General features: G+C 67.6%; 17 protein-coding genes, 1 tRNA gene and 1 other RNA gene. 10 read left to right on the top strand and 9 right to left on the bottom strand.

The window, feature by feature from the left end; all coding sequences use genetic code 11:
* Positions 1–199 precede the first annotated feature (199 nt).
* From DEO45_RS11100 to DEO45_RS11115, 4 genes are all read left to right on the top strand, one after another.
* A complete protein-coding gene (locus tag DEO45_RS11100) occupies positions 200–796 on the top strand; it encodes an anthranilate synthase component II (RefSeq protein WP_114343512.1) in 597 nt (198 codons plus the stop codon).
* On the top strand, positions 793–1851 hold the full coding sequence (gene trpD, locus DEO45_RS11105; RefSeq protein ID WP_114343515.1) for an anthranilate phosphoribosyltransferase: 1059 nt from the start codon (positions 793–795) through the stop codon (positions 1849–1851). Before DEO45_RS11100 ends, trpD begins: the two co-directional genes overlap by 4 nt.
* A gap of 88 nt (positions 1852–1939) precedes the next feature.
* On the top strand, positions 1940–2734 hold the full coding sequence (gene trpC, locus DEO45_RS11110) for an indole-3-glycerol phosphate synthase TrpC (RefSeq protein WP_114343517.1): 795 nt from the start codon (positions 1940–1942) through the stop codon (positions 2732–2734).
* A gap of 20 nt (positions 2735–2754) precedes the next feature.
* Complete coding sequence (locus DEO45_RS11115; protein WP_223250852.1) at positions 2755–3414, top strand: haloacid dehalogenase-like hydrolase; 660 nt, start codon at positions 2755–2757, stop codon at positions 3412–3414.
* 15 nt (positions 3415–3429) lie between these two features.
* On the opposite strand, the gene DEO45_RS11120 is transcribed toward DEO45_RS11115, so the two are convergent.
* Positions 3430–4173, bottom strand: coding sequence for a sulfite exporter TauE/SafE family protein (locus DEO45_RS11120; protein ID WP_114343519.1), 744 nt, complete (start codon positions 4171–4173; stop codon positions 3430–3432).
* A 90-nt stretch (positions 4174–4263) separates the two neighbouring features.
* On the bottom strand, positions 4264–4959 hold the full coding sequence (gene crp, locus DEO45_RS11125) for a cAMP-activated global transcriptional regulator CRP (RefSeq protein ID WP_114343522.1): 696 nt from the start codon (positions 4957–4959) through the stop codon (positions 4264–4266).
* 294 nt (positions 4960–5253) lie between these two features.
* Between crp and speD the strand changes: the two genes are divergently transcribed.
* Entirely contained in the window at positions 5254–6039 is a 786-nt protein-coding gene (gene speD / locus DEO45_RS11130) for an adenosylmethionine decarboxylase (RefSeq protein WP_068092516.1), read from the top strand.
* Between the two features lie 99 nt (positions 6040–6138).
* Positions 6139–6405 carry a phosphotyrosine protein phosphatase gene (locus DEO45_RS11135; RefSeq protein ID WP_428992443.1) on the top strand — a complete coding sequence of 89 codons (267 nt, stop codon included), beginning with the start codon at positions 6139–6141 and terminating at the stop codon, positions 6403–6405.
* A gap of 12 nt (positions 6406–6417) precedes the next feature.
* On the opposite strand, the gene coq7 is transcribed toward DEO45_RS11135, so the two are convergent.
* A complete protein-coding gene (gene coq7 / locus DEO45_RS11140; protein ID WP_114343527.1) occupies positions 6418–7059 on the bottom strand; it encodes a 2-polyprenyl-3-methyl-6-methoxy-1,4-benzoquinone monooxygenase in 642 nt (213 codons plus the stop codon).
* Between the two features lie 417 nt (positions 7060–7476).
* Between coq7 and rplM the strand changes: the two genes are divergently transcribed.
* The 4 genes from rplM (at position 7477) to DEO45_RS11160 (ending at position 10483) form a co-directional block, all read left to right on the top strand.
* The gene (gene rplM, locus DEO45_RS11145) at positions 7477–7905 is read left to right on the top strand and encodes a 50S ribosomal protein L13 (RefSeq protein ID WP_108472001.1); all 429 of its coding nucleotides are present in this window, start codon (positions 7477–7479) and stop codon (positions 7903–7905) included.
* Positions 7906–7915: 10 nt separating this feature from the next.
* Entirely contained in the window at positions 7916–8308 is a 393-nt protein-coding gene (rpsI, locus tag DEO45_RS11150) for a 30S ribosomal protein S9 (protein ID WP_114343866.1), read from the top strand.
* 12 nt (positions 8309–8320) lie between these two features.
* Positions 8321–8395: transfer RNA gene (locus tag DEO45_RS11155), tRNA-Gln, on the top strand.
* 192 nt (positions 8396–8587) lie between these two features.
* A complete protein-coding gene (locus tag DEO45_RS11160) occupies positions 8588–10483 on the top strand; it encodes a chloride channel protein (RefSeq protein WP_114343530.1) in 1896 nt (631 codons plus the stop codon).
* A gap of 50 nt (positions 10484–10533) precedes the next feature.
* Here the strand turns inward: DEO45_RS11160 and rpiA are convergent, their stop codons facing one another.
* The 6 genes from rpiA to DEO45_RS11190 all read right to left on the bottom strand — a co-directional run bounded on the left by rpiA (position 10534) and on the right by DEO45_RS11190 (position 13164).
* Complete coding sequence (gene rpiA, locus DEO45_RS11165) at positions 10534–11175, bottom strand: ribose-5-phosphate isomerase RpiA (RefSeq protein WP_114343533.1); 642 nt, start codon at positions 11173–11175, stop codon at positions 10534–10536.
* 34 nt (positions 11176–11209) lie between these two features.
* Entirely contained in the window at positions 11210–11647 is a 438-nt protein-coding gene (locus DEO45_RS11170) for an EVE domain-containing protein (RefSeq protein ID WP_189339738.1), read from the bottom strand.
* 11 nt (positions 11648–11658) lie between these two features.
* Positions 11659–12279: a 5-formyltetrahydrofolate cyclo-ligase gene (locus DEO45_RS11175; RefSeq protein WP_114343537.1), complete on the bottom strand. Its 621-nt coding sequence runs from the start codon at positions 12277–12279 to the stop codon at positions 11659–11661.
* Positions 12280–12345: 66 nt separating this feature from the next.
* Positions 12346–12532, bottom strand: a non-coding RNA gene (gene ssrS / locus DEO45_RS11180) — 6S RNA.
* 75 nt (positions 12533–12607) lie between these two features.
* Positions 12608–12916 (bottom strand): cell division protein ZapA, encoded by a 309-nt coding sequence (locus tag DEO45_RS11185; protein WP_114343540.1) that lies wholly within the window; start codon positions 12914–12916, stop codon positions 12608–12610.
* Between the two features lie 8 nt (positions 12917–12924).
* Entirely contained in the window at positions 12925–13164 is a 240-nt protein-coding gene (locus tag DEO45_RS11190) for a TIGR02449 family protein (protein ID WP_114343869.1), read from the bottom strand.
* Between the last annotated feature and the right edge of the window lie 40 nt (positions 13165–13204).

A 13204-nucleotide genomic window follows, 5' to 3' on the forward strand; every position in this document is an offset into this window, starting at 1 on the left:
ACCTCCGTGAATTGAGGCCGTTGCGACCGCCGCCGGCGTGGCCGATGCCCGGCGGCGCCGGTCGGCGGGGCCGGCGGTCCGCAGTCGGCGACTGCCCCGCCACTGGCCGGATGTCGGCGATCCGGCGCGGTGACGCGCGGTGCACGTACTGCGGTTATCATGACGCACTGCGCCAATGCGACCGAAGCGATATCCCGCCATGCTGCTGATGATCGACAACTACGACAGCTTCACCTACAACCTCGTGCAGTACCTTGGCGAGTTGGGGCAGGCGGTCAAGGTGGTGCGCAACGATGCGCTGGACGTGGCCGGCATCCGCGCGCTCAGGCCCTCGCACATCATGATCTCGCCGGGGCCGGGTACGCCGGACGATGCGGGCGTGTCGCTGGACCTGCTGCGCGAGCTGGCCGGCGAGATCCCGGTGTTCGGCGTATGCCTGGGCCACCAGGCGATCGGCCAGGTGTTCGGCGGCAAGGTGATCCGCGCGAAGCGGATCATGCATGGCAAGACGTCGCCGGTGATCCATCGCGGGCAGGGCGTGTTCGCCGGCCTGCCGAATCCGTTCGATGCCACGCGCTACCACTCGCTGGTGGTGGAGCAGTCCTCGCTGCCGGATTGCCTCGAAGTCACCGCATGGACGGAAAACCCGGACGGCTCGATCGACGAGATCATGGGCCTGCGCCACAAGACGCTGGCGGTCGAGGGCGTGCAGTTCCATCCCGAATCGATCCTGACCCAGCACGGCCACGACCTGTTGCGCAATTTCCTGGGCCAGCCGCTGAGGGCGGCGGCATGAACGGCCACGCCCGCGAGATCACCATCACGCCGCAAGAGGCGCTGCAGCGCACGATCGAGCACCGGGAGATCTTTCACGACGAGATGATTGCGCTGATGCGGCAGATCATGAGCGGCGAGGTGAGCCCGCTGATGACGGCGGCGATCATCACCGGCCTGCGCGTGAAGAAGGAAACCGTGGGCGAGATCACCGGCGCGGCGCGGGTGATGCGCGAGCTGTCGGCGAAGGTGGACGCGCCGCCGCACGAGCACTTCGTCGACATCGTCGGCACCGGCGGCGACGGCGCCTCCAGCTTCAACATCTCCACCACGGCGATGTTCGTGGCGGCGGCGGCCGGCGCGCGCATCGCCAAGCACGGCGGGCGCAGCGTGTCGTCGAAGTCGGGCAGCGCCGACGTGCTGGAGGCGCTCGGCGCGGCGATCGAGCTGCCGCCGGCGCAGGTGGCCGCGTGCATGGCGGAGACCGGCATCGGCTTCATGTTCGCGCCGAACCACCATCCGGCGATGAAGGTGGTGGCGCCGGTGCGCAAGGAGATGGGCGTGCGCACGCTGTTCAACATCCTCGGGCCGCTGACCAACCCGGCCGGCGCGCCGAACATCCTGATGGGCGTGTTCCATCCCGATCTGGTCGGCATCCAGGTGCGCGCGCTGCAGCAGCTCGGCGCGCGGCACGCGCTTGTGGTGTGGGGCCGCGACGGGCTGGACGAGATATCGCTGGGCGCCGGGACCCTGGTCGGCGAGCTGCGCGACGGCGTGGTGCGCGAGTACGAGGTGGAACCGGAGGATTTCGGCCTGGCGATGGCGTCCAGCCGCAACCTGCGGGTGGAGAATGCGGGCGAGTCGAAGGCGATGCTGCTGGACGTGCTGCAAGGGCGCCATGGCGTAGCCTACGACATCGTCTGCCTGAACGCCGGCGCGGCGCTGTACACGGCCGACGTGGCTGCTTCGATCGGCGAGGGTATCGAGCTGGCCCGCGCCACGATTGCCAGCGGCGCCGCACATGCGAAAATGCAGGCCTTCGTGGCGGCCACCCGTCGGCTTGCCCATTCATCGTAGGGTGTGCATGGTGCGCGAAACTGCCGTGGCCCGCTGTCCGGGCCCTCGTCGCGCATGGGATGCGTTCCTATACCACCAGTGAGATGCCATGACTGACATCCTCAATCGCATTCTTGCCCGCAAGGCGGAAGAGATTGCCGAACGCCGGGCACGGCTGCCCGAGGCCGAGCTGGCCGCTCGCATCGCGGATCTGCCTGGCACCCGCGGCTTCGCCGCGGCGATCGAGGCGAAGATCGACGCCGGCCTGCCGGCGGTGATCGCCGAGGTGAAGAAGGCCAGCCCCAGCAAGGGCGTGATCCGTCCGGATTTCGACCCGGCCGCGATCGCACGCAGCTACGAGGCCGCCGGCGCGGCCTGCCTGTCGGTGCTGACCGACAGCGACTTCTTCCAGGGCAGCGAGGCATTCCTGCAGCAGGCGCGCGAGGCCTGCTCGCTGCCCGTGCTGCGCAAGGATTTCATCATCGACCCATACCAGGTGCAGGAAGCGCGGGCGATCGGTGCCGACTGCGTCCTGCTGATCGTCTCGGCGCTGGACGACGACGTGCTGCTGCAGCTGTCGCTGCAGGCCGCAGAGCTCGACCTGGACGTGCTGTGCGAAGTGCACGACGAGGAAGAAATGGAACGCGCGATGGCGCTGCCGGTGCCGCTGATCGGCGTCAACAACCGCAACCTGCGCAGTTTCGAGACTTCGCTGGAGACCTCGCTGCTGCTGCAGGGGCTGATCGAGTACGACCGCATCCTGGTGGCCGAGTCCGGCATCCACACGCCGGAAGACGTGGCGTACCTGCGCGAGGGCGGCATCCAGGCGTTCCTGGTCGGCGAGGCGTTCATGCGCGCCGAGGATCCGGGCAGCGAACTCAAGCGGCTGTTCGCCCTGCCGTGACCGTCATGTCGGAGGGGGAGATGGAGGCCGCGTCGCCGCGGGTGGTGCTGTTCGATTTCGACGGCGTGCTGATCCGCGGCGATTCGTTTTACCAGTTCATGCGCGAACGCTACCGGCGCTCGCCGTGGCGCTGCGCGCTGGCCTTGCTGTGTTCGCCGCTGCTGCTGTTGCAGCGACCGTTCTCGCGGCGCTGGCCGATGTACACGCTGGTGCGGATCGCCTTGCTGGGGTTGGGCGAGCGGCGCTACCAGGTGGCGGCGAACGCGTTCGCCGCCACGCTGGCGCGCCGGCCGAAGCAGTTCTGCCGTGACGGCCTGCAGGCGCTGCGCCGGCACCAGCTGGCGGGGGATCGCGTGCTCGTGGTGACCGGCTGCGAGCAGACCCTGGCCAGCGGCATCCTGCAGCAGCTGGGCCTGACCGGACTGGAGGTGCTGGCCTCGCAGCTGCGGCCGGGCTGGTTCGGCATGCGGCTGCTGCGGCACAACGTGGGCCCGCGCAAGGTGCGGTCGCTGAGCGAGCACGGGGTCGGCGCCTGGCAGGTTGCCTACGGCGACTCGATGCACGACGTGGCGATGCTGAAGCTGGCCGCCGAGGCGGTGCTGGTCAACGGCACGCCCGCGCTGTGCAAGAAGGTGGAGAAGGCTCTGGGGCGGGCGGTCACCCGCGTCGAGTGGTTCTGACCGCCCCGCGGAGAATCACCACCACTGGCGCGCCAGCTGGCCCAGGCTGATCAGCACGATCAGGCTGCCCACCGCCGCCATCATGGCGCGTTCGGGCAGGTGCCGCACCAGCCATGCGGCGAACGGCGCGGCGATCACCCCGCCGCACAGCAGGCCCAGCACGATTGGCCAGTGGCCGACGCCGACGTGCATGACCAAGGTGGCCGACACGCTGACCGTCACCACGAATTCGGCCGCGTTGACCGAACCGATCGTGCTGCGCACGCTGCCGCCGCGGGCGATCAGGGTACTGGTGGCCAGCGGTCCCCAGCCGCCGCCGCCGATCGCATCGAGCAGGCCGGCGAAGAAGCCCAGCACGCCGCTGTGCTGCACCTGGTGGCGGCTCAGCCGCTTGCCGAACGCGCGCAGCAGCACCATGGTGCCGAGGATCAGCAGATAGGCGTTGACGAAGGGGCGGATCGTCTCGCCCGGCACGTTGGCGAGGAAGAGGGCGCCGATGACGCCGCCGACCGCGCCGGGAATCGCCAGCTGCCAGAACAGCCGCCAGCGCACGTTGCCGAACCAGGCATGCGAGGCGCCGGAGACGCCGGTGGTGAATACCTCGGCGGCATGCACCGTGGCGCTGGCCACCGCCGGTGGCAGCCCCAGCGCCAGCAGGATCGAGTTGGAAACCAGGCCGTAGGCCATGCCCAGCGCGCCGTCGACCAGCTGGGCGAGCAGGCCGACCCCGGCGAAGATGAAGAACTGTCCGTAATCCAAGCGCGGCCTCGCAACCGGTGGCGGCGAACCGTCCGCACCCGGCCCCCGCGAGGAACCGGTTGCGGCGGCGGCCGGGGACGCTCCGCGAGGTCAGCGCGTGCCGCGCACCACGATGGTCTTGCCGGAGACGTCGATCATCCGCTGCTCTTCCAGCTGCTTGAGCACGCGTCCGACCATCTCGCGCGAGCAACCCACGATGCGGCTCACTTCCTGGCGCGAGATGCGGATCTGGGTGCCGTCCGGGTGGGTCATCGAGTCCGGTTCCTGGCAGAGATCCAGCAAGGTGCGCGAGATGCGGTTGGTGACGTCCATGAACGCCATCCGGCTGACCTGGCGCGAGGTGCGCAGCAGGCGGTTGGTCAGCTGCGAGCCGATCGCGAACAGGATCTTCGGACATTCCTCGCGCAGCGGGCCCTCCATCAGCTGGAACAGCCGCTCGTAGCTGACCTCGGCCATCTCGCACGGGGTGCGCGTGCGCACCATCGATTCGCGCTGCGCCTGCTCCACGAACAGGCCCATTTCGCCGATGAACTGGCCGCGGCTGATGTAGGCGAGGATCAGCTCGCGCCCCTGTTCGTCCTCGGTGCACACGGCCAGCGAGCCGTCGATCACGTAGTACAGGGTGTTGGCCGGGTCGCCGGGACGGATGATTGCGGTCTTGCCCGGGTAGCGCCGGCGGTGGCACAGAGCCAGGAAACGCTCCATGGAGGCGGGATCCGGGGCGAAGCCGAGCGGCGCCTGCGAACGTTCGAAAGCCTGTTGGAGCTGGTACTTGAGTTGCGCCACGTTATCCCCCACAGATGGTTGAAGTCACAGCGGCGGCCATTGCCACACGGCACTGCTTGTCCGCGGACCATCCCTGCAAGCTTGGCATTATGGCAAACCTGACGATTTGCGGCAGGTTCAATTTTTCATTCTTTTGCCCCATAATTCGCGGTCTTCCGGATGCGGCAGGATTGTCGCATGCGGTACACAAGGGTCGTGCAGGCTGCCGCCTGCGCTTCACACCATATCGCGGGGACCCTTGTCGCTAACCCGCCTCTGCTGCTGGCCGAACATATCGGTCATGGAGAGCCGCCCGTGGTCAAGCCACTCCCCCGTCTGCGCCTGCAGGGTTTCAACAACCTGACCAAGGCCCTGAGCTTCAACATCTACGACATCTGCTATGCGGTGTCCGAAGACCAGCGCCAGCGCTACATCGAGTACATCGACGAGCAGTACGACGCCGACCGGCTCACCCAGATCCTCACCGACGTGGCCGAGATCATCGGCGCGAACATCCTGAACGTGGCCCGCCAGGACTACGATCCGCAGGGCGCCTCGGTGACCATCCTGATCTCCGAGGAGCCGGTGGTCGAGAAGCTGGGCCGCGATTCGATCGCGGGCGCGGTGGTGGCGCACATGGACAAGAGCCACATCACTGTCCACACCTACCCGGAAACGCATCCCCACAACGGCATCGCCACGTTCCGCGCGGACATCGACGTGGCTACCTGCGGCGTGATCTCGCCGCTGAAGGCGCTGAACTACCTGATCGACAGCTTCGAGTCGGACATCGTCATCGCCGACTACCGCGTGCGCGGCTTCACCCGCGACGTGAAGGGCAAGAAGCACTTCATCGACCACAAGATCAACTCGGTGCAGGACTACCTGGCCAAGCACATCCGCCAGAAGTACGAGATGTTCGACGTCAACGTGTACCAGGAAAACATGTTCCACACGAAGATGCACATCAAGGACTTCGACCTCGACACCTACCTGTTCGAGGCGCATGCCGACGACCTCTCGTTCAAGGAACGCCAGCGCATCGAGTCGCTGCTGCGCCGCGAGATCGAGGAACTGTTCCACGGCCGCAACCTGATGTGACGAAAAACCCGCCGGAAGGCGGGTTTTCTCTTTGCGATGGCGTGGCACGTACTCTTCGTCTGCAGCCGCAACCGTCTCCGCAGCCCGACGGCGGAGGCCGTGTTCGACGGCATGCCCGGTGTCGAGGTGGACTCCGCCGGCCTGGCGCCGGACGCGGAGACGGTGCTCGATGCGGCGCAGGTGGACTGGGCCGACCTCATCGTGGTCATGGAGCGCCGGCACGAAGCGCGACTGGTGCAGCAGTTCGGCGCCCGGCTCAAGGGCAAGCGTGTGACGTGCGTGGCCATTCCCGACCGGTACGGCTACATGCAGCCAGAGCTGGTGGCAATGCTGGAACGGAAGGTGCGGCCGCTGCTTGTCCGGTGAACGCGGTCCGACCTAGATCCGGTATGCCACCGTCTTCATCACCATCGAGCTCAGGTGCATCAGCTGCGGCAGCGGGAACGGCAGCTCGATGCCGCCGCGCGCCTGCGCCGCCTGCGCATGGCGGATCTCGTCCGCCTGCATCTGCACCAGTACGGCGTGCGAGCGCCCGTCCTGCGCGGGCAGCTTTTCCAGGTGCTCGGCCAGGTGTGCCTCCACCTGGCGTTCGGTCTCGACCACGAAGCCCAGGCTGACCGGGTCGCCGGCCAGCGCGGCGGCCGCGCCGATCGCGTAGCTGCCGGCGTACCACAGCGGATTGAGCAGGCTGGGCCGGCTGTCCAGCTGGCGCAGACGTTCGGCGCACCAGGCCAGGTGGTCGGTTTCCTCGGCTGCGGCGTGCAGCAGGTGCCGGCGGTTGTCGGCGTCGCGCGCGAGCGCGGCCTGGCCGAAGTACAGCGCCTGCGCGCAGACCTCGCCGGTGTGGTTGATCCGCATGAGGCCAGCGGCGTGGTGCCGCTCGGCCTCGTCCAGCACCGCCTCGGCGACGCCGGTGGCCGGCGAGGGGCGGTGCGCGGAAGGTGCGCCGGCGATCGCCTCCAGTGCGCGTTCGCCCTGGACGAGCAGGCGGTCGAGGGGGCTCAGGGTGCGCACGTTCATGGGGTTTCCCGTTGCAGTTGTTCGGCCAGCAGGGTCAGCGCGTGCCGGTTCGGCCAAGCCAGGCGCTGCGCCGCGAGGGCGGCGGGCAAGGTGCAGGCAGCAGCCGGTATTGGACGACAACAGCGCCTGCGGCGCCAGCGTGGCGGCTTGCCGCAGTGCATCTTCGTACAGGCCGGGTACGCGCGCCGTTCCGCCGGGAGGACGGTCAGCCCGCGGGCAAGCGCGATGCGTCCGCGCGCATGGGGGGGCTTTCCAAGCGCCACGGTGGTCATGCTATCATTGCCAGCTCACAGCTCGCCGGCCGGTGGGCTTGCGCCGTGGATGACGGCTCCGCTATCATCTCGCGCCTTTGTTCCACCGAAGCATGCTTTCCTGAATCATGCGTACCGCCTCACGGCGGCAGACAGGTATTCTGAAATGAAAACGTTTAGCGCCAATGCCGACAACGTCAAGCGCGACTGGTTCGTGGTCGATGCCACGAACAAGACGCTCGGTCGCCTGTCGACCGAAATCGCCCGTCGTCTGCGCGGCAAGCACAAGCCGGAATACACCCCGCACTGCGACACCGGCGATTATATCGTGGTGATCAACGCGCAGAAGGTGGCCGTCACCGGTGCCAAGCTGGACGACAAGAAGTACCACCGCTTCACCGGCTACGTCGGCAACCTGAAGACCACCAGCCTGAAGGACCTGCTGGCCACCTACCCGGAGCGCGTGATCGAGATCGCCGTCAAGGGCATGCTGCCGAAGAACCCGCTGGGCCGCGAGATGTACCGCAAGCTCAAGGTCTATGGTGGCGCCGAGCATCCGCATACCGCACAGCAGCCGCAGGCGCTGGAGATCTAAGGAAATGAGCATGGCAACCCAGCAGAATTACGGCACCGGCCGCCGCAAGACCTCCGCCGCTCGCGTGTTCCTGCGCAAGGGCAAGGGCGAAATCGTGGTCAACGGCAAGTCGCTCGAGCAGTTCTTCGGTCGCGAGACCTCGTGCATGATCGTGCGCCAGCCGCTCGAACTGACCCAGAGCACCGACAAGTTCGACATCAAGGTGACGGTCGCCGGCGGCGGCATCACCGGCCAGGCCGGAGCGATCCGGCTGGGCATCGCCCGCGCGCTGATCGAGTACGACGAAAGCCTGAAGTCGTCGCTGCGCAAGGCCGGCTTCGTGACCCGCGACGCCCGCGAGGTCGAGCGCAAGAAGGTCGGTCTGCACAAGGCACGTCGCGCCACGCAGTTCTCGAAGCGCTAAACTCAGCTTCCTAGCCCCGTCGCCAAGCGGTAAGGCACCTGACTCTGACTCAGGCATTCGGTGGTTCGAATCCATCCGGGGCTGCCAATCCAGACGCCGATGCCGCCGCAATTGCGGCGCTCCGGCACCAAAGCCCGCCTTATGGCGGGCTTTTTCGTCGGCAGCGGGCCGACGTGCTGTTGGCAGCATGAAATTGCGAGTCAATTCATGGACTTCTGCCCTTCGGTTTTGCGCCGCACCAGCGTAAAATCCGCGCCTTTGTTCCCCCGTGGTGGATCCATGACTGCAAGCGAAAACGAGCCGGGTCGCCCGGCCGTACGAACCGAAGGCAGTACCGACGCCCTTCCGCTTGCACCGACGATGGGCATGAGCCTGGACGCGGCGAAGATGCCGCGCCGCTCGACCCTGGTCGACCGCCGCGTATTGCGGATCACCGCGGTATCGATCGTGCTGGGTGTGCTGGCGGCGCTGATCGCCCGACTGCTGACCGCGCTGATCGGCGTGGTGACGAACCTGGCGTTCTACGGCCGCTGGTCCACCGCGTTCTCCTCGCCCGCCGATGCGGTGCCGCATCTGGGCTGGTGGGTGGTGCTGGTGCCGGTAGCCGGCGGCTTGATCGTCGGCGTGATGGCGCGCTGGGGCTCGCGCGCGATCCGGGGGCACGGCATTCCCGAGGCGATGGAGCAGGTGCTGCTGAACGAGTCGAAGATCCCGCCGCGGATCACGTTCCTGAAGCCGATCTCCTCGGCGATCGCGATCGGCACCGGCGGCCCGTTCGGTGCCGAGGGCCCGATCATCGCCACCGGCGGCGCGCTGGGCTCGTTCATCGGCCAGGTACTCAAGGTCACCGGCAGCGAGCGCAAGGTGCTGCTGGCGGCGGGCGCGGCGGCCGGCATGGCGGCGGTGTTCTCCGCACCGATCGCGGCGGTGGTGCTGGCGGTGGAGCTGCTGCTGTTCGAACTGCGCCCGCGCTCACTGATTCCGGTGGCGCTGGCCTGTGTCGCAGCCACTGGCATGCGTTACCTGCTGCAGGGCACGACCCCGGTGTTCCAGATGCCGGTGCTGGCCGCACCGGGCGCCATGGCACTGTTCCTGTACGTGCTGATCGGCGCGCTGATCGGCGTGGTCAGCGTGTGGACCACGCGGCTCGTGTACGGCATCGAGGACTGGTTCGAGAAGCTGCCGATCCACTGGATGTGGTGGCCGGCGCTCGGCGGCGTGGTGGTCGGCGTGGTCGGCTACTTCGCGCCGCTGACGCTGGGCGTGGGCTATACCAACATCGAGAACATCCTCAACGGCCGGCTGACCCTGGCCGCGCTGGCGTTCCTGTGCGTGATGAAGTTCCTGTCCTGGTCGATCGCGCTGGGCAGCGGCACCTCCGGCGGCACGCTGGCGCCACTGTTCACCATCGGCGGCGCGCTGGGCGCGCTGATCGGCATCGGCATTGCCGCGCTGGCGCCGCAGTTCGGCATGGATCCGCGCATCGCCGCGCTGGTCGGCATGGCGTCGATCTTCGCCGGCGCCTCGCGGGCGCTGTTGACTGCGGTGGTGTTCGCGTTCGAGACCACCGGCCAGCCGGTCGGCCTGCTGCCGCTGCTGGGCGGCTGCACTGCGGCCTACCTTATCTCGGCGCTGATGATGCGCAACACCATCATGACCGAGAAGATCGTGCGCCGCGGCGTGCGCGTGCCGTCCGAGTACGTGGCCGACTACCTCGACCAGGTCGGCGTGGACGAGGCCTGCTCGCGCAACGTGGTGACCCTCAGGACCAGCCAGGCGCTGGCCGAAGTACGCCGCTGGCTGGCCGAGGAGTCGCCGCAGGCTCAGCACCAGGGTTATCCGGTGGTGGACGAACACGGCCACGTGCAGGGCGTGCTGACCCGGCGCAGCCTGCTCGATCCGCAGTGGCACTACACGCTGACCCTGAGCGAACTCGTCACGCGGCCGCCGATCGCGGTCAGCGAAAGCCATTCGCTGCGCGAGGCCGCCGACCATATGGTCGCCGAGAGCGTGGGCCGGCTGGTCGTGGTGAGCAAGGACGACCCCCGCAAGCTGGTCGGCATCATCACCCGCGGCGACATCCTTGCGGCGCACGCGCGGCGCCTGCGCGAGGCTCGACATTCGGCGCGGCATCTGCGTTTCCGCGACGGGCTGAAGCCTCGGCCGGCGCCATAAGAAAAACGGCCCGTACGGGCCGTTTTCGCGGATAACGGTGCGGCGGCGGATCACATCTCCTTGTCGCCGACCAGCACCACGTCCGCCGGCCGCCGCGCGAACAGGCCGACGGTGACGATGCCGGGCAGCTGGTTCAGCTCGCCTTCCAGCGCAGCCGGGTCGACGATCTGCCAGCCGTGCACGTCGATGATCCAGTTGCCGTTGTCGGTGACCACGCCGTCGCGCCATACCGGGTGGCCGCCGCGCTTGACGATCTCGCGGCCGATCAGGCTGCGCGCCATCGGGATCACCTCGATCGGTACCGGGAACTTGCCCAGCAACTCGACCCGCTTGCTGGAGTCGATGATGCAGACGAACTTCTCGCTGGCCGCCGCCACGATCTTCTCGCGGGTCAGCGCGGCGCCGCCGCCCTTGATCAGGCGCTTGTACGGATCGCACTCGTCGGCGCCGTCGACGTAGAGCGTCAACGGGCCGGTGGCGTTGAGGTCGAGTACCGGGATGCCCAGCTTCTTCAGCTGTGCGGTGGACTGTTCCGAGCTGGACACCGCGCCCTGGATCCGATGCTTCAGGTCGGCCAGCGCGTCGATGAAGAACGCCACGGTGGATCCGGTGCCGACGCCGACGATGGCGTCGTCCTCGACGTAGCGGATCGCGGCCTCGCCGGCCTGGCGTTTTTCGTTTGCGTTGCTCATGAATGGGTTCCGGTGGAAGAGGATCGGGCGGCGCTCATTCCAGCGCCAGGATGTATTTCCAGTGGGCGGCGTCGACCGGCATCACCGACAGCCGGTTGCCCTTGCGCAGCAGCGGCATGTCGGTGAGGGCGGGGTCGTTCTTCAGTTCGTCCAGGCTGATCGTGCGCTTGAGCTTCTTCACGAACTTCACGTCCACCAGCATCCAGCGGGGGTTGTCACGCGAGCTGCCGGGGTCGAAGTACTTGCTCTTCGGGTCGAACTGGCTGGGATCGGGGTATGCATCCGTGGCTACCTCGGCGATGCCGACGATGCCGGGCACGGCGCAGTTGGAGTGGTAGAAAAAGACCTTGTCGCCGGGGCGCATGCCGTCGCGCATGAAGTTGCGCGCCTGGTAGTTGCGCACGCCGTCCCAGGCTTCCCGCTTCTTTCGCTTCAGGTCGTCAATCGAGAACGCATCGGGTTCGGACTTCATCAGCCAGTGATTCACGCGGCAGTCTCCGGATGGGGGGCGGGCGCGTGGCAGTCGATCAGTTCACGCTCGGTGGCGACGAAGTCGAGCGGAACGTCCCAGTCCTCCTCGTCGACCTCGGGCAATTCCTGGAACGCGTAGCCGATGCCGACCAGCAGCGGCTCGGTCGGGCGCACCTGCTCGTTGAGGAAGGCGAAGCTGCGGTCGTAGTAGCCGCCGCCGTGGCCGAGGCGGTTGCCGCGGCGGTCGAAACCCAGCAGCGGCACCAGCACCAGGTCGAGCTGGAACGGCTCCAGCAGTTCGGCCGGCGCGACCGGCTCGGGGATGCCGTAGCGGTTCGGCTGCACCGCATCACCGGACTGCCACGGCGCGAAGCGCAGTTGCTTGCCCGTGCGGATCACCGGCAGCAGGAACTGCTGGCCGCGGCTGGCCAGCGGCGCGATCGCCAGGTTCAGCGGCAGCTCGCCGTGGCTGGCCCAGTAGCCGGCCACGCGCGCGTCAGTGAGGTATTCGGGCAATTGCTCGAGACTGCGGCGCAGGCCCTGCGCGGCGGCGATGCGCTGGGTCGGTGGCAGGGCGCGGCGCTGATCGGCCAGGCGCTGGCGAAACTCGCGTCGTCGGGCGAGGGCGTCCACGTATCGCGCAGCTCCGTCGTGGTGCGCCCCGTCCGTCGCGTGACGGGCGGGGCGCGGGAAAAGGTGGCGTCAACCGCGATGCCGCTGCCCACCGAACGACCTTGATCCACGATGGATCAGGTGGGAGGGCTACATGGCCTCAAGGCTTTCCGCACGTGGCGGACATGCACAACAGCCGATGTGAAGCCGACCCGGGGCCGTATTTAGGAACAAGGCAAATGTAAGAGTGTGCTGGCGCACATCGCAGAAAACGCCGTGGATGATTTTAGGCGCTTGCTCCGGAATGTGCCACTGCCGACGCCAGCCGGGATTCATGTGGGCGCGGCGGTCAGCGTCGGGTCGGCTCGCCGTCGAGTGCGGCATCAAGCTTGCTTCGCAGCGCGGCGAGGCCGTCGCTGAGGCGACGTTCCTGGTTGTCATGCTCCTTGCGCAGGCTCAGGAATTCGTGCGCCACACTGATTGCGGTGAGCACCGCCAGCCGTTCGAAACTCGGCGCCTTCGCGTTCGCGCGCAGCTCGCGCATCTTGCGGTCGAGGAAGCCGGCGGCTTCGAGCAGCCCCTCGCGCTCTTCCGGCGCGCAGGCGATCAGGAATTCTCGGTCGATCAGTCGCAGCGCGACCGGTTCACTGCTGGACATGGTTTCTATCAGCCGTTGCTTTCAAGCGATTTGAGCCGCTGGATCATCGCCTCGACGCGGCTGCGTGCCTGTTCATTGCGTGCCAGCAGGCCGGCGCGTTCGCCGGACAACTGCTCCTGGCTCTGGCGCAGGCTGCGATTTTCCTCGGTGAGAAGACGCACCGTAGCGAGCAGCCGGTCAAGCTGCTGCGCCAGGGCTGCCAACTCTTGATGGACCGGATCGGTCCGGACGGACTCGGGCGTGCTCATGCCCAAAACTATAACAGGACGCCGGCGGAAATCAGCCGGG

Origin of the sequence: Rhodanobacter denitrificans, from assembly GCF_003335105.1 — a bacterium.
In the GTDB taxonomy this organism is placed as follows: Bacteria; Pseudomonadota; Gammaproteobacteria; order Xanthomonadales; family Rhodanobacteraceae; genus Rhodanobacter; species Rhodanobacter denitrificans_A.

Bases quoted from the DNA above. Each gene is read 5' to 3' on its own strand.
- rpsI (WP_114343866.1), top strand. From the start codon at position 7,916: ATGGCAACCCAGCAGAATTACGGCACCGGCCGCCGCAAGACCTCCGCC.
- coq7 (WP_114343527.1), bottom strand. From the start codon at position 7,059: ATGAACGTGCGCACCCTGAGCCCCCTCGACCGCCTGCTCGTCCAGGGC.
- DEO45_RS11185 (WP_114343540.1), bottom strand. From the start codon at position 12,916: ATGTCCAGCAGTGAACCGGTCGCGCTGCGACTGATCGACCGAGAATTC.
- DEO45_RS11190 (WP_114343869.1), bottom strand. From the start codon at position 13,164: ATGAGCACGCCCGAGTCCGTCCGGACCGATCCGGTCCATCAAGAGTTG.
- DEO45_RS11160 (WP_114343530.1), top strand. From the start codon at position 8,588: ATGACTGCAAGCGAAAACGAGCCGGGTCGCCCGGCCGTACGAACCGAA.
- rplM (WP_108472001.1), top strand. From the start codon at position 7,477: ATGAAAACGTTTAGCGCCAATGCCGACAACGTCAAGCGCGACTGGTTC.
- DEO45_RS11170 (WP_189339738.1), bottom strand. From the start codon at position 11,647: ATGAAGTCCGAACCCGATGCGTTCTCGATTGACGACCTGAAGCGAAAG.
- rpiA (WP_114343533.1), bottom strand. From the start codon at position 11,175: ATGAGCAACGCAAACGAAAAACGCCAGGCCGGCGAGGCCGCGATCCGC.
- trpD (WP_114343515.1), top strand. From the start codon at position 793: ATGAACGGCCACGCCCGCGAGATCACCATCACGCCGCAAGAGGCGCTG.
- DEO45_RS11100 (WP_114343512.1), top strand. From the start codon at position 200: ATGCTGCTGATGATCGACAACTACGACAGCTTCACCTACAACCTCGTG.
- DEO45_RS11115 (WP_223250852.1), top strand. From the start codon at position 2,755: ATGGAGGCCGCGTCGCCGCGGGTGGTGCTGTTCGATTTCGACGGCGTG.
- trpC (WP_114343517.1), top strand. From the start codon at position 1,940: ATGACTGACATCCTCAATCGCATTCTTGCCCGCAAGGCGGAAGAGATT.